Annotated in this window: 19 protein-coding genes and 1 CRISPR repeat array; of the genes, 17 read left to right on the top strand and 2 right to left on the bottom strand. The window is 28.3% G+C overall.

Going from position 1 to position 21,814, the window contains the following annotated elements:
• Positions 1-230 precede the first annotated feature (230 nt).
• From KQI42_RS10025 to KQI42_RS10010, 4 genes are all read left to right on the top strand, one after another.
• The gene (locus tag KQI42_RS10025; RefSeq protein WP_425519764.1) at positions 231-698 is read left to right on the top strand and encodes a VOC family protein; all 468 of its coding nucleotides are present in this window, start codon (positions 231-233) and stop codon (positions 696-698) included.
• 27 nt (positions 699-725) lie between these two features.
• Entirely contained in the window at positions 726-974 is a 249-nt protein-coding gene (locus KQI42_RS10020) for a hypothetical protein (RefSeq protein ID WP_216519386.1), read from the top strand.
• Between the two features lie 611 nt (positions 975-1,585).
• Positions 1,586-2,409: a CRISPR direct-repeat array (repeat unit 30 nt; unit sequence CTTTTAATAGAACTAAATTAGAATGTAAAC).
• Between the two features lie 204 nt (positions 2,410-2,613).
• On the top strand, positions 2,614-2,994 hold the full coding sequence (locus KQI42_RS10015) for a universal stress protein (RefSeq protein WP_216519384.1): 381 nt from the start codon (positions 2,614-2,616) through the stop codon (positions 2,992-2,994).
• Between the two features lie 97 nt (positions 2,995-3,091).
• A complete protein-coding gene (locus KQI42_RS10010; RefSeq protein WP_216519382.1) occupies positions 3,092-4,150 on the top strand; it encodes a hypothetical protein in 1,059 nt (352 codons plus the stop codon).
• A gap of 99 nt (positions 4,151-4,249) precedes the next feature.
• Here the strand turns inward: KQI42_RS10010 and KQI42_RS10005 are convergent, their stop codons facing one another.
• On the bottom strand, positions 4,250-5,449 hold the full coding sequence (locus KQI42_RS10005; RefSeq protein ID WP_216519380.1) for an alanyl-tRNA editing protein: 1,200 nt from the start codon (positions 5,447-5,449) through the stop codon (positions 4,250-4,252).
• A 218-nt stretch (positions 5,450-5,667) separates the two neighbouring features.
• Between KQI42_RS10005 and KQI42_RS10000 the strand changes: the two genes are divergently transcribed.
• Both KQI42_RS10000 and holA read left to right on the top strand, forming a co-directional pair.
• On the top strand, positions 5,668-8,112 hold the full coding sequence (locus KQI42_RS10000) for a DNA internalization-related competence protein ComEC/Rec2 (RefSeq protein WP_216519378.1): 2,445 nt from the start codon (positions 5,668-5,670) through the stop codon (positions 8,110-8,112).
• On the top strand, positions 8,102-9,133 hold the full coding sequence (holA, locus tag KQI42_RS09995; protein WP_216519376.1) for a DNA polymerase III subunit delta: 1,032 nt from the start codon (positions 8,102-8,104) through the stop codon (positions 9,131-9,133). Before KQI42_RS10000 ends, holA begins: the two co-directional genes overlap by 11 nt.
• Positions 9,134-9,161: 28 nt before the next feature.
• Here the strand turns inward: holA and rpsT are convergent, their stop codons facing one another.
• Positions 9,162-9,425: a 30S ribosomal protein S20 gene (rpsT, locus tag KQI42_RS09990; RefSeq protein ID WP_216519374.1), complete on the bottom strand. Its 264-nt coding sequence runs from the start codon at positions 9,423-9,425 to the stop codon at positions 9,162-9,164.
• Between the two features lie 137 nt (positions 9,426-9,562).
• Between rpsT and gpr the strand changes: the two genes are divergently transcribed.
• The 11 genes from gpr to prmA all read left to right on the top strand — a co-directional run bounded on the left by gpr (position 9,563) and on the right by prmA (position 21,814).
• The gene (gene gpr / locus KQI42_RS09985) at positions 9,563-10,537 is read left to right on the top strand and encodes a GPR endopeptidase (RefSeq protein WP_216519372.1); all 975 of its coding nucleotides are present in this window, start codon (positions 9,563-9,565) and stop codon (positions 10,535-10,537) included.
• Between the two features lie 81 nt (positions 10,538-10,618).
• Positions 10,619-11,734, top strand: coding sequence for a stage II sporulation protein P (spoIIP, locus tag KQI42_RS09980; RefSeq protein ID WP_216519371.1), 1,116 nt, complete (start codon positions 10,619-10,621; stop codon positions 11,732-11,734).
• Positions 11,735-11,806: 72 nt separating this feature from the next.
• Entirely contained in the window at positions 11,807-12,355 is a 549-nt protein-coding gene (lepB, locus tag KQI42_RS09975; protein ID WP_216519369.1) for a signal peptidase I, read from the top strand.
• A gap of 44 nt (positions 12,356-12,399) precedes the next feature.
• Positions 12,400-12,648 carry a hypothetical protein gene (locus tag KQI42_RS09970; protein WP_216519367.1) on the top strand — a complete coding sequence of 83 codons (249 nt, stop codon included), beginning with the start codon at positions 12,400-12,402 and terminating at the stop codon, positions 12,646-12,648.
• Positions 12,649-12,741: 93 nt separating this feature from the next.
• A complete protein-coding gene (gene lepA / locus KQI42_RS09965) occupies positions 12,742-14,553 on the top strand; it encodes a translation elongation factor 4 (protein ID WP_216519365.1) in 1,812 nt (603 codons plus the stop codon).
• A 43-nt stretch (positions 14,554-14,596) separates the two neighbouring features.
• On the top strand, positions 14,597-15,733 hold the full coding sequence (hemW, locus tag KQI42_RS09960; RefSeq protein WP_216519364.1) for a radical SAM family heme chaperone HemW: 1,137 nt from the start codon (positions 14,597-14,599) through the stop codon (positions 15,731-15,733).
• 168 nt (positions 15,734-15,901) lie between these two features.
• On the top strand, positions 15,902-16,942 hold the full coding sequence (hrcA, locus tag KQI42_RS09955; RefSeq protein ID WP_216519361.1) for a heat-inducible transcriptional repressor HrcA: 1,041 nt from the start codon (positions 15,902-15,904) through the stop codon (positions 16,940-16,942).
• A 40-nt stretch (positions 16,943-16,982) separates the two neighbouring features.
• Positions 16,983-17,513 (top strand): nucleotide exchange factor GrpE, encoded by a 531-nt coding sequence (grpE, locus tag KQI42_RS09950; RefSeq protein WP_216519359.1) that lies wholly within the window; start codon positions 16,983-16,985, stop codon positions 17,511-17,513.
• A gap of 22 nt (positions 17,514-17,535) precedes the next feature.
• Positions 17,536-19,356 (top strand): molecular chaperone DnaK, encoded by a 1,821-nt coding sequence (gene dnaK / locus KQI42_RS09945; protein WP_216519357.1) that lies wholly within the window; start codon positions 17,536-17,538, stop codon positions 19,354-19,356.
• Between the two features lie 282 nt (positions 19,357-19,638).
• The gene (gene dnaJ / locus KQI42_RS09940; protein WP_343231677.1) at positions 19,639-20,772 is read left to right on the top strand and encodes a molecular chaperone DnaJ; all 1,134 of its coding nucleotides are present in this window, start codon (positions 19,639-19,641) and stop codon (positions 20,770-20,772) included.
• A 100-nt stretch (positions 20,773-20,872) separates the two neighbouring features.
• The gene (prmA, locus tag KQI42_RS09935) at positions 20,873-21,814 is read left to right on the top strand and encodes a 50S ribosomal protein L11 methyltransferase (RefSeq protein ID WP_216519353.1); all 942 of its coding nucleotides are present in this window, start codon (positions 20,873-20,875) and stop codon (positions 21,812-21,814) included.

The raw sequence follows: 21,814 nt of genomic DNA, 5'->3' as shown, positions 1-21,814 counted from the left end.
ATAATCAATCAAGATAAACCTTATTAATAGATTTTATACTTTAAATACAAAATTTTTTATAAGCTTTAAAACACCATAGCAATTATTTTTCAATCTTTTAGTGGGAATTTTGCTTAATTGTTTAGTTATATACATTATATTGGGATTAATGTTATAATGCAGTATATAGATAAACTGTAATTTAATATACAATTATAAAATAAGATGGATTAAACACAGGGAGAGGTACAATGAAATTTTTAAATCCATTGATAGTTGTTTCGAATATGGAAAAGTCAAAGCGATTTTACTATGAAGTACTTGGTTTAGAAGTTGTTGTTGATTTTGGTGCAAATGTAACTTTAACAGGTGGTATTGCATTACAAACAAAAGATACTTGGTCAACTTTTATTCACAAGCAGGATAGTGAAATTATTTTTGGTGGAAATGTGGCAGAATTATATTTTGAAGAAGATGATTTTGATGGTTTTATTCAAAAGATAAATGACACTGAAGGCATTAACTATGTACATACTATGGTAGAACATTCTTGGGGACAGCGTGTTGTCTGTTTCTATGACCCTGATAAGCATATTATTGAAGTCGGAGAAAACATGATTATGGTTGTCAGACGATTTATAAATAGTGGCCTATCAATTGAAGAAACTGCTATTAAAATGGATGTTCCAGTTGATTATGTGAAATCTTGCTTAGAGTAGATTATGAGAATTTTAAGGGGAGTTAAAATGAGAAACCATAAATTTATTCTAAAATGGGAGAAACAGAGAAAATTAGGTTGGCTTTTATATTCCTTAATTACATCAGGTGTTCGTACTAGTATTGGTGCTATAATTATGATGGCAGGCAATATGCTCATAAGAAAGACTCTATATGTACACCCATTGTTTACTTGTACGTTATTGGGTATAGCTATAGGAAGTTTTTTAATGGGAAGCAGTCATATAAACGCAATGAAGAGAGATATAAAGAGTTAACTGAAGGTATGTAGTTAATGAAAAAAGTATAAAATGAATATAGTGATTTTTATAAAGAAAAAAGATTAATATTTTTAGTCTTTTACTTTTTTATATCTAGCAAAGTTAACCACGTCTGCTGTTAATAGCATAATAATGAATTTACAAAAAAGTTCATCGTCTAATCTTAACATATTACAATAATTTTAAGTGTTAAGTAAAATGATAAAATATCTATCTAAAAGTGAAGAGAGTGATATTTAAAGCCATAACGTAAAATAAACTTTTCTAAAAATATAAAAACTACTAAAGTTGAAAACGAGTAAGGGATATGAGGGTAATTGTCGCAATGTTGATTAAATATAAATTATATGTATAATATAAATATCATTAAGTTGTATAGAAGTAATTTTATAATATATAAATATTATTTAATCTACATTAAAAAAATATATCTGTCGACCTATGATAATGTAAAAAGCCTGGAGATAGACAATTGTGATAAAATACATATTTAGAGTAGAGAAAATAGATAAATTATATGAAAATTTCAGTGTATTAATTAATATAAATACCTGATAGACAGAAATATATAGTTAAAGCCAGGAAAATCAATACCTCTGAGGACAAACCTTTTAATAGAACTAAATTAGAATGTAAACCATGACCATTATCTTCCTAAAGTCTATATAGGACTACTTTTAATAGAACTAAATTAGAATGTAAACGTTTCTATAGTAATAGGCAAGAATGGAGATATATATCTTTTAATAGAACTAAATTAGAATGTAAACTTCATCTATTCCAGCCTCTATCATGGTCTCTTTTACTCTTTTAATAGAACTAAATTAGAATGTAAACAAATATTATTCAAATTGAAAATACAAAGATAACAACTTTTAATAGAACTAAATTAGAATGTAAACATTACATATGCAGAGGTATTAGATATGCTGCAAAGACTTTTAATAGAACTAAATTAGAATGTAAACATGGAGGTAGGACAAGTTATGAACTTGAAATATCTAGCTTTTAATAGAACTAAATTAGAATGTAAACAAATAGGGGGGAGAGAAGAAAAATCCTAACCCCTCTCTTTTAATAGAACTAAATTAGAATGTAAACACTTTTAATAAACCATATTTACTTATTTGCCTGTTACTTTTAATAGAACTAAATTAGAATGTAAACTTATATCTAATAGTATAAATACTACCTGCTTGTAAGCCTTTTAATAGAACTAAATTAGAATGTAAACGCTTATATTGTTCATATTGAATATTATTTAGCATTTCTTTTAATAGAACTAAATTAGAATGTAAACTTTGGAGTAGGAGTGGAGTTTAGTAGATGGAGTTATCTTTTAATAGAACTAAATTAGAATGTAAACTAGTTTAATTCTTGTGCTATTTCTTTTAATGTCTTCCTTTTAATAGAACTAAATTAGAATGTAAACTAGAAAATGTTTCAAAATCATAATAGTAAATAGAATAGCTATAGCTATTCTATTTTTGTTTAAAAATATATCATTTATCTAATAGAAATGACATGTTTATCAAATGAAGAAGGCTAAAAGCTAACACATATAAAATGGATACTATTATAATGAAGAACATGGTATAATGGAATGGGTGACACTCTTCTTAAAGGGGGAATTCACATGGAAGAAAAAAATATTTTAGTCTGTGTTACACAGCAAAAAACTTGTAAGAGATTGATTCTGAATGGCTATAATATGATTGAAAATAAAGAAGACAAATTATATGTTATCCACGTAGTAAATGAAAAGGAAAAATTTTTGAATAAGGAAAATGATGGTGAAGCCTTAGAATATTTATTTTGTGCATCTAAAGAAGTGGGAGCAGACTTAACGGTACTTAGGTCAAAGAATATTATATCCACTATGATTGATTTTGCAAAAGAACATAATATTACTCATATAGTAATGGGGTCATCTGTTAGTCAAGAAACTGAAGGTCAAGAGAGTATTAGATATAAATTAAAAGAATCTTTATGTGATGTAGAGTTTGTTATACTATAAAACTCGTTTGCATAATTAGGGAAGTATTTTTTCAATATGCATATAATAATTCTGCAAGAATAAATTAATAATATTCTACAATTAAAGGAGGGCTATTATGGCAAAACTTAGAAGAATGTTTCCAGGAGGAAATACTGCTAATGGATTTTATTCTTTCCATGATAATATAATGGGATTAGACAGAGAAAAACTGTATATATTAAAAGGCATGCCTGGTGGAGGTAAATCCTCTTTAATGAAAGAAATTGGGGAAAGAATGCTTAAAGAAGGTTTCACTATAGAATATCATCATTGTCCTTCAGACCCAGAATCAGTAGATGGAATAGTAATTAAGGAATTAAAAATTGGGATAGTAGATGGAACTTTTCCTCACGTAATAGATCCCACTTATCCTGGACTTACGGATAAATTAGTGGATTTAGGTCAATTTATAGATTCTAATATATTAGAGAATTATAAAAAGGACATCTTTGAAGCAAAAAGAAATAATAAGTTTGCTTATAGAAAGGCTTTTAACTATTTTAAGTCAGCAAAATCAATTTATGAAGAAATAGTTGAAACTAATAAGCTAATAGTGGATTTTAAAGAAATAAATAAAATAAGCAAGACGATATTAGAGAAAATTTTTTCTGAAGAAGGAACACCATATCATAATGGATTTAACGAAAGACATCTTTTTGCTACGGCATATACTCCAGAAGGCTATATAGATTATGCAAACTATATATTAGAGGGAGTTTCAAAAGTTTATTATATAAGTGGAGAAATAGGAACGGGTAAATCTACTTTTATGGAGAGGGTAATAGAAGAAGCTAAGATTAGAGATTACCATTTGGAGATTTATCATAATTCTTTAATACCAGAAAAAATAGAATCAGTATTAATAGAAGAAATTGATACCATAGTTACTTCAAATGAAAATGCAGCTAATTTCACCAATAATAAAGTAGATTTTAATAAGTATATTCATGAAGACAAGATAAATAGTGAAGACTATAAAATTTTTAATTTGCTAGTAGAAAAAGGAATTAAAAGTTTAGAAGGAGCTAAAAATAACCACTCTATTTTGGAAATATCTTATAAACCTTCTGTAAATTATGATGGAGTTACTGAAATAAAAGAAAAGATTCTAGAAGAAATTTTGAGTTATAGGTAAACATAAAAATGGTTGAATTAGATTATATAATTCAACCATTTTTATGTTTAGTTAATATTTAACTCAACAAGTATTATAATACATGAGGTTTTTATCATATCAGCTTTGTGAAGCTTTTATTTTTTCATAAAATTTATTTATGACCATACTTAGTTCATCTATTGAACAACCACCTTGTACAGTTTGGAGGCTTCCTCCACCTTTTATAGAAATTTCACTAGATATATCTTTTAATATGTTTTTTAAGTTTATATCTAAATTATTGCTTCTACTAATTAAAAATTGTCCCTTTCCGTCATTATTAAGGCCATAAATTTGGATTAAATTTTCTTTGTTATTTAAATAAGATGATATAAAACTAATTTCTTTATAATCTACATCTTTTAATTCCTTAAAAATATAATTAATTTTATTTATATTGATAGATTCTTTAAAAAATTCTTCACTTTTATATTTATAGAGTCGTTCCCTTAAATCTCTATTCTCTTTTTCTAAATCTTCTTTTTGTAAATATAGTTTATTAACTTTTTGATAAACATCAGTATCTTTGGATGATAACAATAAACCAATATCCTTAATATATTTATTCTTCCATGTATAATCCTTAAGAGCCCTGTTTCCACAGACAAATTCTACCCTAGTATTTCCTTTGTATTTTTCCCATTTTCTGATTTTAATTAATCCTATTTCGCCTGTACTTCTATGGTGAGTTCCACCACAAGGAGAAAAATCAATTCCATCTATCTCAACAATACGAATGTTAGAATTAACTGTAGGTTGTTTTCGAACAGGGATTTTTTCTACATCCTTTTTTTCAATAATATAGGATTTAATTTGAAAATTAGAGAAGATTATTCTATTGGCAAAAGTTTCAATTTTATCTACTTCTTCTTCTGTAAGTTCTGGAATTGTCACATCTATGTAAACATATTCTTTGCCAATATAAAACCCTACAGTTTCTCCATTATATAGTTTGTAAAAGGCTGCTGATAAGAGATGTTGACCTGAATGTTGCTGCATATAATCTAGCCTATTTTCCCAATCAATAGATAGTTGCACCTTATCACTATGAATGTTGTCTTTTACAACATGAATTATATCATTTCCCTCTTCGTAAGCTTCTAATACTTCCACACCATTAATAGTTCCTATATCCCCTGGTTGTCCACCAACTAAATTGGGATAAAATATTGTTCTATTTAATTTTAAATAATATCTATTGTTCATATATTTTTTTTCAATAATTCTCCCATCTATTTCTCTTAGATATGGATTTTGTAAATAAAGTTTTTCTGTCATTAATAACCACCAATCCCTTCACTATATTAACTATTATTTTATCATTAATATATAAAAAACAATACTTAAAAATTAGTCTAATATGGTATAATCACATTAACACTTAGTTAGGAGAATAATAATATGCATAACGGAAGTTTATTTATATTTATAGGGTTGCTTTTAATGATTTGGAGCCTGAATAGAATGAATAGGAAAAAATAAGATGGAGGAGTTTCATGGAGAAACCTTTTATTTTTATGACAATTCCTATAGTAATTGGTATACTCATTGCCTATTACTTAAAAATTAATATATTAGTACTATCTACTCTAATTCTTGCAGCTTTAGTTTATTACATATTTAATATCAATAAAAAGAACCGTAGGAGATTAACAATCCCGATTATATTTTTATTATTAGGCATGATTCTAGTCAGTTTGAATATGAGCAAAAGTCAACTAATTAATAAGGTTGGAGAAGAGCTAACTTTAATTGGGGTAGTTAAAGATATAAAATATAAGAATGAAGAAGAAGGAAAATATATCGTATTGGTTGAAGAGTTAGAAGAAAAACCTCATAGAATTAGAATTAATGAAAAAATAGTATTGAAGATAATAGGAGATAAGAATTTGGATATAGGTTACAGGATTTTTTTTACAGGAACCCTAAAAGAACCTATGACAAATACTAATCCAAAGCTTTTTAATTATAAGAAAAGCTTATTATCGGATAATATTTATACTACGGCAACGATAAAAGATTATTCAATAGCTAAAATAGAAAAATTTGATTTAAAAATAAGAGATAAAATAAAGATAGCATTTAGAAATAAGGTTGAGGATGTTTTTGATAATAATTTATCTAAAGACAATAGTTCTCTAATGAAGGGAATTGTACTTGGAGAATATTCCTATCTAGATGAAGATAATATAGCAATGTTTAGAAATCTAGGTTTAGCCCATGCATTAGCTGTATCTGGGTTACATGTAGGAATTATTGCTTCTTTTCTTATGTTGCTATTATCTCGAATAGGAATTAGTAGAAAATTTAATTTCATAATTATATTTATGACTATCTGGTTGTACAGTTTTCTGATAGGATTTCCACCTTCAGTACTAAGAGCAAATATAATGTTTACTTTATTATTCTATTCTCAATTAGCAGCAGAGCCATATGATCCTATAAATGCTTTGCTAATAGCCATGTTTATTTTATTAGTTATTAATCCATTTTGGATTTTTAATGTGGGCTTCCAACTATCCTTTTTAGCAACCTTCTCTATATTATATATAACGCCAAAATTAAATAAAGTATTTTATCCTTATAATAATAAGTTAATCTATTCCATAAGTACTATCTTAGGCGTTCAAATAGGATTATTTCCCATACAAAGTTATTATTTCAATAAAGTATCCTTTATAGGAATATTAGCAAATTTAATAATAGCTCCATTATTGTCTTTATCTTTAATTCTAGGAATATTAATGTTAGTATTAAATCATATACTTACCCCTTTAACTAAAAGTATTGGAAGATTCTTAAATTTATTTTTATCTATTCAATTTACCATAATTAATTTATTAGATAAGATACCTTTTGGTATATTAAAAATATATTCTCCATCAATAGTTGAAATTATGATATACTATATTCTTGTACTTATAATCCTAAAAGTTATTAATATAAATAGATTTAATAAAAAATTCAACAAGGTTATCTTATATTATTTAGTTGCAGTCCTTCTAATAAATACTCTAGTTATGGTATTGGACAATAGTATAGAAGTTCATTTTATAGATGTAGGTCAAGGGGATTGTATCTTTATAAAAACTAGTAGAGGAAATTTTTTAATGGATACTGGAGGAAATGTAATTGGGTCTTTTGATGTGGGTAAAAATATAGTACTACCTTATTTGCAGAAAATAGGCATAAATGAATTACAAGGGGTTTTTATAACCCATTTTGATGAAGATCATTGCAAGAGCCTTCCATATTTAATTGATAATATGAATATTAGTTGTGTATTAACAGGATATGAAGACTATAAAAGTCCAGTATATAAATCAATAAAGCAAAGAGATGTACCTCTTATTTTATTGAAGGAAGGGGATATAATTTGGTTAGATAAAAATACCAAATTAGAAATTATTAGTCCTAGTAAAGACTTATTAAAGACTACGGATAAAGCTAATGATTTATCTTTAGTTTCTATGCTGGTTTATAATAATAGAAAGATGTTATTTACTGGGGACATTGAAAAAGATGGAGAGAATAGTATTTTAAATAAAATAGACTGTACGGTAGATTTTATAAAAGTTCCTCATCATGGCAGCATAACTTCTTCTACAATAGAACTTTTAAATAAGATAAAACCACGAATAGGTTTCATATCTGTAGGAAGGAACAACTTTTATGGTCACCCTAGTGAAGAAGTAATTAATAGATATGAGAGCATTGGTACCTTAATTTATAGAACGGATGAATCGGGACTGATTAAACTATATTTAGATAAAGATAAGTTTTATATTAAAACTTTTATAAAAGAAAACGTTGATTTAACATACATATTAGAGGAATATGGATTGAACTTAATATTTTATTTGGTCTATTATTTAGTAACGTATTTATTCATAAAATATTATTGGCATAAAGAAAAGGAGCTGGTATTACTTGAATTATAAAGAGTTTATAAAAATTATGGAAGATGATGGATTAAAGTCTGCTTATTTGTTTTATGGAGAGGAAGAATATTTAATAAAAGATATCCTAATAAGAATAAAAGAAAAATATATAGATGAAGCTTTTGAAGCTTTAAATTATATAATTATAGAAGGAAAAGATGCTAGTTTTGATACTATATTAAATGCCTGTGAAACTTTACCTTTTATGTCTCAAAAAAAGATAGTTTTAGTGAAAGATTTATCTCAGCTATTGGCTAAAGATGAGGCCTATGAAAAGGAAATTTTAAGCTCTTATATAGAAGGACTAGATAACTATATTTCTTTAATCCTAATTGAACCTTCAAGTAATATAAAAAAAGGTAGCAAAATGTATAAAACTATTAATAGATTAGGTGGAATTGTTGAATTCTCTAAATTAAAAGGGAAAGATTTAACGTCTTGGATAGAGGATAGGTTTAGAACTTATGGAAAAAAAATATCTTATTCTAATATTAATTATTTCATACAACAAACAGCTTATTTTGGATTTAATCAAAGTAAGACTTTATATGATTTAGAAAATGAAATATTAAAAGTAATAAACTATGTATCTGAAGAAGAAGTTTTGAAAGATCATATAGATCTAATATTATCAAAACCTATAGATATAAATATTTTTAATCTTTTAACCAGTATAAATAGGAAAGATGGAGAAAATGCCTTAAAAATATTTAATGAAATGTATATATCTAATGAACCTGTTCAAAGAATATTATTTATGATAACGAGACAGTTAAGATTGATGTTAAGTTATAAATTATATAGAGAAAAAGGTTATATGGAAGGAGAAATATTAGAAAAGTTACAATTAAAATCTTATGAATATGAAAAAATATCAAATCAAAGCAGTAATTTTACATTAAACCAACTAGAAAGGGCCTTAAATTACTGTTTAGATGTAGATAAAAAAATAAAAACTAGCTCTTTTGATGAAAAAGTAGCAATAGAAATGCTCATTATTAATCTATGTTTTAATATATAAAAAAACTTCGGCAATCCCGAAGTTTTATCTATATAGCTTCATTTAATTTCTTAGTTAAACGGCTAACCTTTCTAGCAACATTGTTTTTATGGATAATATTTTTTTGAGCTGCTCTTTTTAACTTTTTATCTATAACTTTAAGTAATTCTTTAGCTTCATCTAAATTTTCATTTGCAACAGCAGTATCAAACTTCTTTATATATGTTTTAATTTCTGATTTTATACTCTTATTAACAGCAGTTTTTCTTTTAATGACACGGATTTTCTTTTCAGCTGATTTAATGTTTGCCAATAGTTTCACCTCCTCTAATCTAACAAAAAATATTTTACCATGAAGAACTAGAAATTGCAAGGATAATTAAGTTTATCATACATAAAAAAAAGAATTAGAAGAAAAATAATAAAAAGAAAAGTTGAGAGGAGAATTATATGTATCAAATACACACTGATTTAGCTGTAGAAAGTAGAGAGTTATATAAGGAAAGAGAAAAAAGAGAGGTTCCAGGAGTAGAAGTGGAGAAAGAGGAAGAAGATAATTATACTGTTACTAGAGTTAAAATAGTAAATGAAATAGGGATGCAAAGTATGGGAAAAGCCATAGGTACTTACATTACTATAGATGTTCCTAAACTTAAAAAAACAGATGAAGATTTAAAAGATGAAATAAGCCAATTGGTTGCCAAAGAAATAAAAGGTTTAGGTAAAAATAAAGAGGACTCTAAAATATTAATTATAGGGTTAGGCAATTGGAACGTTAGTCCTGATGCTTTAGGACCTAAGGTAATAGAGCGAGTTCTAGTGACTAGACAGTACTTTGTAAATTATAACAAAGAAATAGATGAAACTGTAGCTAATGTAGCAGCTATATCACCAGGAGTTATGGGTTTGACAGGAATAGAAACAGGAGAAATAGTAAGAGGTATAGTGGAAAAGATAAATCCTGATTTAGTTATAGCTGTAGATGCATTAGCTTCAAGAAAAATGGATAGGATTAGTACTACTATACAAATATCAGATACAGGCATTAATCCGGGTAGTGGTATAGGGAATAAACGAATGGGCCTTAATAAGGATACATTAGGTGTTCCTGTAATAGCCATAGGCATACCTACTGTAGTAGATGCTGCTACTATGATAAATGATACAATGGACTTAATTGTTGGATCTATGAAGAATGAGGCACAAGTAGGAAGTGAATTCTATTCTATGCTTAATGAGATTTCAAAAGAAGATAAATATTCTCTAATTCAAGAAGTATTAGAACCTTTTATGCCCAATGTAGTAGTAACACCAAAAGAAATAGATTTAATAATAGATGATCTATCTATTATAATTGCTAATGGTTTGAATATAGCACTTCATCCAGGAATAGATTTAAAGGATGTTAACAGATATATAAGGTAAGCTTATAAAAATAATATCATATATGTCCCATTAATTGAATATACTCTTTGTATTGAAAACATAATTTAGGGAGTGTATTATATGAACAGGCAAAAAAAATCTAACTATATTATATTAGTCCTCGTCTGTCTTATAATGTTAAACACAGGTACTATATTAATAAAAACCTATTATAGTAGAGAAGACAAAGAGATTTTTAATAATGTAGAAAAAAGAAAGATATCTTCCCAATGGTTAATTCCTATTTTGGGAAGAACAAGCTCTATAATTAGTTTCTATCAAAATCAAGATTATAATGAAAGGTTTAATCTTAAAGATATAATTAAAGAAAAAATTTACTCTATATCATCTTTAGATTTTTTAAAAAAAGAAGATAATAATGATAAAGAAATGTTAGAAGAAGATAATGAAGAAAATGATGAACTACATACTACAGTTCTCGAAGATCAAGTGATTATAGATAGGCTTGATGAATACGAAAGTCTAATAATTGTGAAAGATTCAGAAGGAAAAAGTTCTGTTGAGAGTATACCAGAGCCATTGAACATAAAGAAAATGAAAATTAACAAAGAGAAACCCTATATTTTATTGTATCATACTCATGGAACAGAAGCATATTTACCTATTAAAGATAGTCAATATCACACTACAGAAAAAAAATATAATGTAGTAACGATAGGGGAAATTATGACAAAGATTTTAGAAGCTAATGGACATAAGGTTGATCATGTAGAAATCTATCATGATTTACCTTCTTATAATAAATCTTATTCTAGATCTTTAAATACTGTAAATAAAAAAATGGAAGAAGAAAAAAACTTAAAAGTTTTTTTAGATGTTCATAGAGACGGTATAGGAGATGATGCTAATTATAGGGAAAGAGCTTTATCAAAAGCTAAGACAAAAATAAACGGGGTAGATGTAGCCACTTTCTCTATAGTTGTGGGGCCTGATTCACCTAACAAGGAACAAGTATTGAGTTTTGCTAAATATATAAAAGCAGTATCTGATACTTTATATCCTAATCTATGTACAGGTATAATAATTAAGCCAAAGGGTAAATATAATCAATTTGTTTCAGACTATTCAGCTCTGATAGAAGTTGGTAGTAATTTAAACACTATAGAAGAAGCTTCTGAAAGTGCTAAACTTATAGGAGAAATACTAACCCTAGTCCTAGATAGCATCCGAGAATAAAAATCTTTGTTTTATTTATAAAAAATGCTATAATGGAGGTAGTTCTAGAGAAAGACAGGAGGTTTTAACGAGATGGAAGAAGAAAATAAAAACGATATTAAAAAAGAAACAATAGAGTGGATAAAGAGTATATTATTAGCTGTAGTTATAGCAGTTTTAATTAAAACTTTTATATTTAACACTACTTATGTTTTAGGTAACTCAATGTATCCAACTCTGCATGAGAAAGATAGACTTTTTGCAAATAAAATATCTTTATATTTTAGTAGTCCTAATAGAGGTGATGTAGTAGTTTTAAAAGCTCCAGACAATCCTAGTAAGGACTACATTAAAAGGGTAATAGGATTAGGCGGAGACATAGTAGAAATAAAGGACGGTAAGGTTTATGTAAATGGAGAGGTATTAAAAGAAGATTATATAGAGAAAGATTCTTTTACTCATATTTATGGAGAAAGTTATTGGGAAGTGCCAAAGGGACAAGTTTTTGTATTAGGGGATAATAGAGAAGAGGGTGCAAGCAAAGATAGTAGATATTTTGGTTGTGTCTCATTAAAATCTATAAAAGGTATTACTGGCTTTAGGTATTTTCCTTTTGACGACAGATTTGGTAAGATATATTAGTATATAATTAGCAAAAAATGGATACCCTAATTAGGGTGGTAAAAATGGAAACGAGGATTGAAAGAAATAGAAGATTAAGAAGAGAAAAATGGAAAAAAAGCTTTAAAAATTTATGTATTTTGTTTCTTGTAGCATTGCTTATAATAGGCGTAAAAGTTGTAAACAATACTATAGTAAAATTGAACTGTATTGAAAATCCTAAAATACTTAGTTTAGATGTTAGAAATAGTAAATTAGACATATTTGGTAGAACCTATTTTATTGATTTTAAAATTCTTAAAAAAAATAACTAGAAGACCAGTTTTTCTGGTCTTTTATTTTACATAGGAACGAATATTTGCTATAATTGGTACTAGTTATTTCGAATCTTCATAAGGAGGAAAAATATGCAAAGTAAAAAGCAAAAAAATATTAGAAACTTTTCAATAATTGCTCATATCGATCATGGAAAATCTACCCTAGCAGACAGATTAATAGAAAAGACAGGAATGTTAACCTCAAGAGAAATGCAAAGTCAAGTTTTAGACAATATGGATTTAGAGCGAGAAAGAGGAATAACTATAAAGTTAAAGGCTGTGAGACTTGTCTATAAAGCTAAGAATGGAGAAGAGTATTTGTTAAACTTAATAGATACTCCAGGTCATGTAGATTTTAACTATGAAGTATCTAGAAGTCTAGCTGCCTGCGAAGGTGCTCTTTTAGTAGTAGATTCTACACAGGGAATAGAAGCTCAAACCTTAGCTAATGTTTATTTAGCTTTAGAACAAGATTTGGAAATTATACCTATAATAAATAAAATAGATTTACCTAGTGCAAGACCTGAAGAAGTAAAAAAAGAAATAGAAGATATTATTGGAATAGATTGTGAAGAAGCACCATTGATTTCAGCAAAGGAAGGATTAAATATTGATGATGTATTAGAGGAAATAGTAGAGAAAATACCTGCTCCTAAAGGAGATGTAGAAGCACCTCTAAAAGCTTTAATATTTGACTCTTATTACGATAGCTATAAAGGGGTAATCTGTTATATAAGAGTATTTGAGGGAACAATAGAACCTGGTATGACCATAAGAATGATGTCAACAGGAAAGAGTTATGAAGTAACTGAAGTAGGGGTAAATACTTCAAAGCATATGTCTTTAGATAAATTAGAACCAGGTGATGTTGGGTTTGTAACAGCTAGTATTAAAAATGTAAAGGATGCTAGAGTAGGAGATACTATCACAGATCATAAAAATCCTACAGATAGTCCTTTACCAGGATATAAGAAAGTAATACCAATGGTTTATTGTGGAATATATCCAGCAGAAGGTGAAGATTTTAATTCTGTTAGAGATGCCTTAGAAAAGCTTCAAGTAAATGATGCAAGTTTAGTTTTTGAGCCAGAAACATCTGTAGCTCTAGGATTTGGTTTTAGATGTGGATTTTTAGGATTATTACACATGGAAATAATACAGGAAAGATTAGAAAGAGAATTTGACTTAAATATTGTAACTACTGCACCAAGTGTAATTTATAAAATAACGAAGAAAAATGGTGAAGTATTAGAAATTCAAAATCCAAGTAATCTTCCTCCAGAAGCTGAAATAGAATACATGGAGGAGCCCATAGTAAGCGCTTCAATCATGACACCTACAGACTATGTAGGTGCAGTTATGGAACTTTGTCAAAATAAAAGAGGCACATTCTTAAATATGGAGTACTTGGAAGAAAAAAGGGTAGCCATGCATTACGATTTACCTTTAAATGAAGTAATTTATGATTTTTTTGATGCTTTAAAATCTAAAACTAGAGGTTATGCTTCCCTAGACTATGAGCTAAAAGGCTATATGCAAGCAGAACTAGAAAAACTAGATATATTAATAAATGGAGAACTCGTAGATGCTTTCTCTATAATTGTTCATGAGGAAAAAGCTTATGAAAGAGGAAGAAATATTGCAGAAAGATTAAAAGATGTTATACCTAGACATCAATTTGCAGTACCTATTCAAGCAGCTATAGGATCTAAGATAATTGCAAGAGAAACTATAAGAGCACTTCGAAAAGATGTATTGGCTAAATGCTATGGTGGAGATATATCTAGAAAGAAGAAACTATTAGAAAAACAAAAAGAAGGTAAAAAACGTATGAGACAAATTGGTGCTGTAGAAGTGCCACAGGAAGCTTTCTTAACAGTACTAAAATACGATGAGAAGTAATTAATGCACACAATTTGTGTGCATTTAATTATTGGAGGTGCTTATGAAAGATATAGCTATATATATTCATATACCATTTTGTATAAGTAAGTGCTATTATTGTGATTTTACATCCTTTCCCAATATGAAAGATAAGTTAGATGAATATATAGACTATTTATTAAAAGAATTGACTTTATATAAAGAAAGGATAATTGATTTTAATATTAAAACTATATTTATAGGAGGTGGAACTCCATCTTATATACCAGGAGAACATATATATAAGATATTAAATTATATATATAAAAATTTTAATACTTCTAAACTAGAAGAAATAACTATAGAAGCTAATCCGGGAACTTTGAATAAAGAAAAGGTATCTATATATTCTTCTTTAGGTATAAATAGAGTAAGTATGGGAGTTCAAACTTTAGATAATAGCCTTTTAAAGGCTATAGGAAGATGTCATAAAGTAGAAGATTTTTATAATAGTTATTATTTATTAAGGAAAAAGGATATTAAAAATATTAACGTAGACTTAATGTTTGGATTACCCAATCAAAACTTAAAAGATGTAATAAATTCTTTAAAAGAAGCAATTAACTTAGGAGTAGAACATATTTCTTATTATAGTTTAATACTAGAAGAAGGGACTCTAATAAACAAATGGTATGAGGAAGGAAGTATTACTTTACCTAGTGAAGATGAAGAGAGAAAAATGTATCATGAAGCTATAGAATTTTTGAAGTCTAATGGTTATAATCACTATGAAATATCCAATTTCGCTAAAGAGGGATATGAATGTCTTCACAATCTATTCTATTGGAAAGTTAAGCCTTATTTAGGAGTAGGGTTAAGTAGTCATTCAAATTTAGCAGGAAAAAGATTTTGGAACTCTTCTAGCTTTAATATATATTATGAAAAATTAAAGGAAGGAGAATTTCCTGTTGAAGGAGAAGAACAAATATTTAAAGAAATAGAAATGGGAGAGTACTGCATACTAGGTTTAAGATTAATAGAAGGAATAAATAAAAATGAATTTAGAAATAGATTCAATATAGATATTGAAAACATATACAAAGATGTAATAAATAAACATATTAAAAATGGTTTAATTTATGAAAATAAAGGATTTATAAAGCTTACAAATAAAGGTTTAGATTTATCAAATCTTGTAGAAGTAGATTTTTTACCGTAAGATATAATTTCTTTTATTTTATTACTATTATTTGAAGATAATTTTAATAAAGGTATTGACAAAATTTATAAGTAGTGGTAACTTAAAATCGTAAGGATTAGCACTCAATGACATAGAGTGCTAATAAATCTATCCAAGACATGGATGATTCTACTGAGGTGATTAAATATGTTGGATGATAGAAAGATTAAAGTTCTTCATGCCATAATCAATAGCTATATAGTTAGTGCGGAACCAATTGGTTCTAGAACTATATCAAAACAATATGATTTAGGAGTAAGCTCTGCTACTATAAGAAACGAAATGTCTGATTTAGAAGACTTAGGATATTTAAATAAACCTCATTCATCTGCAGGTAGAGTACCTTCAGATAAGGCTTATAGATTATATGTAGATGAATTATTAAAAATTGAAAAACCTAAAATAGATTTAAGAAAAAAAGATGAGATTAAAAAGAAACTAGCTAGAGATTCAAGAGAAATAGAGCAGCTAATTCAGAACTCTGCAAAAGTATTATCAGCTATTACTAGCTATACAGCATTAGCAATATCTCCTCAATTAAAGACAAGTAGACTTAAGCATATTCAATTAATTCCAATTGATAGTCTAGAGATTTTAATGGTAATGGTAAGTGATTCAGGTATAGTGAAGAACTCTATTTTTAGATTAGATAAATCAATTCCAGAAAACCAAATTACCATTATCTCTAATTTTTTAAATGAAAAATTAAAAGGACTTTCTATAGAGGAGATCAGCAATGAAATAGATTCAGGAATATTTAAGGAAATCTATGAGTTTAAAAATATAATAGACCATATTGTGCCAATAATAAACCAATCTATGGAGGATTTAGATAGTATAGACTTATATGCTGATGGAGTTACTAAAATATTTAATTTTCCTGAATACAAAGACTTAGATAAAGCTAAATCTTTTATATCATTTATTGAGGATAAGGACTTGGTTCTAGATATTCTTATGAACAATTCTTTATCACAGGACATAGAAATAACTATAGGAAATGAAAATCTCTATGAACCAATTAAAGATTGTAGCCTTATAACAGCAACTTATAGACTAGAAGGAAAAACTATTGGAAGAATAGGAGTAATAGGGCCTACAAGAATGGATTATTACAGAGCAATAAATACACTAAAATTATTTTCTGCCAATCTTACCGAAATAATGGATATGTTAATTGGTAGATAATAAAGTGTTTAAGTTAACATAAGTTATAAGAGGTGATGTAATGACAAAGAATGAAGATATTAATAAGGAAGAAGAATTGAAAGAAAAAGAAGAAGATTTAAAAGAAGAAGATTCTACTGAAAATCAATGTAGCGAGGAGTCAAATAAGGATAGGGAAATTGAAGAATTAAACAGTAAGTTAGTGAGGCTACAAGCTGATTTTGTCAACTTTAAGAAAAGAGCTGAAAAAGATAAAGAAAGCACTATAATATATGCTACTGAAGAGTTTTTATGCCAACTTCTACCTATCCTAGATAACTTTGAAAGAGCTATTGAAAGTGAAGCTAATAAAGATGATGGTTTTTATCAAGGAGTAGAAATGATCTACCAACAGCTGATAAAATTACTTAATGATAATGGCGTTGAAGAGATCAAGGCTGTTGGAGAAACTTTTGACCCAAATTATCATCATGCAGTATTTATGGAAGAATCTACAGACCATAAAGAAGGAACTATTATCGAAGTATTTCAAAAAGGATATGTATTAAAAGATAAAGTTATAAGACCTAGTATGGTTAAAGTTGCTAAATAACATTTTTTAAGGAGGAATTGAAATGGGAAAAATAATTGGAATTGACTTAGGAACTACCAACTCATGTGTTGCAGTTATGGAAGGTGGAGAACCTATTATTATACCGAATTTAGAAGGAAACCGAACTACACCATCAGTAGTTGCTTTCACAAAAGATGGAGAAAGATTAGTTGGTGAAACTGCAAAAAGACAAGCAATAACAAATCCAGATAGAACAATAGCATCAATAAAGAGAAAAATGGGAAGTGATCATAAAGAGAATATTGACGGAAAGACTTATAGCCCACAAGAAATATCTGCGATGATCTTACAAAAAATTAAGATGGACGTAGAAAATTACTTAGGAGAAACAGTTACAGATGCAGTAATAACAGTACCAGCATATTTTACAGATAGTCAAAGACAAGCGACTAAAGACGCAGGTAAAATAGCTGGATTGGATGTAAAAAGAATAATAAATGAGCCAACAGCAGCAGCTTTAGCTTATGGTATGGATAAGGATGAAGGACATCACAAGATAATGGTATTTGACTTAGGTGGAGGTACTTTTGACGTATCTATCTTAGAGTTAGGAGATGGAGTATTTGAAGTACTGGCTACTAGAGGAAATAACCATTTAGGTGGAGATGACTTTGATGAAGCAGTAATCAATTATATAAATGATCAATTTAAAAAGGAACATGGTGTAGATTTAACTAAAGATAATATGTCATTACAAAGATTAAAAGAGGCAGCAGAAAAAGCTAAGAAAGAATTATCTTCAGTAATGACTACTAATATTAATTTACCATTTATAACTGCAACTCAGGCAGGACCAGTTCATTTAAATATGGATATTACTAGAGCAAAATTTGATGAATTAACATCAAATTTGGTGGCTAAAACTTTAGAGCCTGTTAAATCAGCTTTAAAAGATGCTGGTTTACAACCAAGCGATATAGAAAAAGTAATATTAGTAGGAGGATCTACAAGAATTCCAGCAGTACAAGATGCTGTTAAGAAGTTAATAGGTAAAGATCCTCAAAAAGATATAAATCCAGATGAATGTGTAGCTGTAGGAGCTGCTATCCAAGGTGGAGTATTAAGTGGAGAAGTTAAAGATTTATTATTATTAGACGTAACACCATTATCATTAGGTATTGAAACTTTAGGTGGCGTGACAACAAGACTTATTGAAAGAAATACTACTATTCCGACAAAGAAAAGCCAAGTTTTTTCAACTGCAGCAGATAGTCAAACTTCTGTTGATATTCATGTGCTTCAAGGTGAACGTCAAATGGCTAGTGATAATACAACATTAGGTAGATTCCAATTAACAGGAATACCACCAGCACCAAGGGGAATACCACAAATTGAAGTAACCTTTGATATTGATGCTAATGGTATTGTTAATGTTAGTGCTAAGGATTTAGGTACTGGAAAAGAGCAAAGAATAACTATTACAGCTTCAACAAAGCTTTCTGATGAAGAAATTGAAAGAAAAGTAAAAGAAGCAGAAAAGTTTGCTGAAGAAGATAAAAACAGAAAAGAATCAATAGAAATAAGGAACAATGCAGACTCTATGGTATATCAAACAGAAAAGACTTTAAAAGAATTAGAAGGAAAGATTTCAGATGACGAAAAAACAAAGGTTGAAGGAAAGCTTTCAGAATTAAAGAAATCTTTAGAGGGAGATAACATAGAAGAAATAAAAACTAAAACTGAAGAATTGACTCAAGAATTCTATGCTATATCTCAAAAACTATATGAACATATGGAACAAGAAAGTAATCAAGAAGGAAATACTTCTGATGGAAAAGATGATGTAGTTGATGCAGATTATGAAGTAGTTGATGAAGAATAACTTTTATAATGCATAGGATAATATAAATCACAAATTATAAACTTTTTTATTAGATGGATCTAATAAAGATTTCCTTTATCAAAAATGTATTGGTAGAAATTTTTGTCCTACTTTAAAGCTAAATCCTTGGATTTAGCTTTGGTTTTTGTTATAATGCATAGAGGAAAGTATAAATTTATATATTGTAGATTTGACCTTGAATACATTTCAAATAAGGCTTCTTTAGGTTAAGTTGCTTCTATAGAAGTCTTTTTACAATATCTATAGCAAGATAAAAGGTTGGTGAATAGATTGTCAAAGAGAGATTATTATGAAATATTAAATGTAAACAAAGACGCTACAGCAGAAGAATTAAAAAGAGCTTATAGAACCCTTGCAAAAAAATATCATCCCGACTTAAATCCTGACAATAGTGAAGCGGAACAGAAGTTTAAGGAAGTAAATGAAGCCTATGAAATACTAAGTGATTCACAAAAAAGAGCTCAATATGATAGATTTGGTCATGCAGGAGTAGATCCACAAAGTGGAGGATATGGGCAAGGATTTGGTGGCTTTGGGGATATATTTGAAGATATATTTGATATTTTTGGTGGAGGATTTTCACAAAATTCTAGAAGAACGGGTCCTGTTAGAGGGGCAGACTTAAGATATAATTTGAACCTTGACTTTAAAGAATCGGTATTTGGCGTAGAAAAAGAAATTCAAATAAGAAGGACAGAGAATTGTACTACTTGCAATGGCTCAGGAGTAAAGCCAGGAAGTAGTAAAGAAACGTGTTCTAACTGTAATGGTAAAGGGGAAGTTAGATATGCCCAGCAAACTCCTTTTGGCCAATTTGTTAGAGTAGGTACCTGTGATGTATGCGGGGGTACTGGAGAAATGATTATAGATAAGTGCGAGGATTGTCAAGGGACAGGAAAAGATCTTAGAACTAAAAAGTTAAAGGTTAAGATACCAGCAGGAGTAGATAATGGATCTATAATTTCAATAAAGAATGAAGGGGAAACTGGAGAACGAGGAGGTCCTAGTGGAGATTTATATATTTACATTACAGTAAATGAAGATTCAGTTTTTAAAAGAAGAGGGAATGATATATTTTTAACTATCCCTATTTCTTTTGCTGAAGCAGTTTTAGGAGCCGAAATAGAAGTCCCAACCTTAGAGGGTATAACTAATCACTCTATTCCAGAAGGCACTCAAACAGGAACACAATTTAGGTTAAAACATATGGGTGTTCCTAATGTTAAAGGATATGGAAGAGGAGATTTATATTTTACAGTAGAAGTTAAAGTGCCTACTAAGCTTAGTGAAAAACAAAAAGAATTATTGAAAGCTTTTGCAGATGAAACAGGAGAATATTATAAAGAAAACAAAAAAGGATTTTTTGGTAAAATGAAAGATGCTTTTGGAAATTAACGGTCACCTAAATTTAGGTGACTGTTTTTTGAAAAGAACTAGTATTTAGGGTGACATTAGGGTATAATAATTTGAGATTTAATTAAAAGGATGTGTGATTATGAAGTGGATAGAGGTTCAAGTAAAAACTACAACAGAAGCAGAAGATATTGTTTCTAATATCCTTTATGACTTAGGGGCTAATGGACTAGCTATAGAAGATCCTAAGGATATTTTAGAGCTATCCCAATCTAAAGAAGACTGGGACTTCATCGATCCAAGCCTAATTGATTTAGACTTTGAAGGTATTTTAATAAAAGCTTATTTTTCAGAAAGTGAAGATTTGCCAGATAAAATTGAGCTTATTAAACAAAGTATAGAAAAAAGTTCTCAGTATAATATTGATGATAAAGTTTTAGGAGAGGTAATTATATCTGAAGTAAACGACAATGATTGGGCAGAGTCATGGAAAAAATATTATAAGCCTAAGAAAATAGGAAATAGAATTATTATAAAACCTTCCTGGGAAGAATATGAACCAAAAGAAACTGATCTTATTATTGAATTAGACCCAGGTATGGCTTTTGGTACAGGAACCCATGAAACTACAATAATGTGTGCAGAAGCTTTAGAGAAATATATGAAATCAGGAAATATAGTTTATGATATTGGATGTGGAAGTGGGATATTAAGCATTGTAGCTGCGAAATTAGGTGCAGATAAGGTTCTAGGTATTGATTTAGATGAATTATGTGTAAAAGTTTCTAAAGAAAATATAGAATTGAACCATGTTGAAAATATAGTAGAAATTAAAAAGGGTAATTTATTAGATATAGTTCATGGAAAAGCTAACATTGTAGTTTCTAATATTATTGCTGAAATTATTGCAGGAATGACAAAGGAACTTAAAGATTATCTAGAAAAAGATGGCTTATTTATTGGATCTGGTATAATTATAGAAAAAATAGATTTAGTAAAAGATTCTTTAGAACAAAATGGATTTAAAATACTTGAAATCAAGAAGATGAATGATTGGTCGTGTATTGTAGCAATTGTAGAGTAG

Source organism: Tissierella simiarum (assembly GCF_018917865.1).
Lineage (GTDB): Bacteria > Bacillota > Clostridia > Tissierellales > Tissierellaceae > Tissierella_C > Tissierella_C simiarum.
Note: the sequence above shows the minus strand (reverse complement) of the source record. Positions and strands in the feature narration are given on the sequence as shown.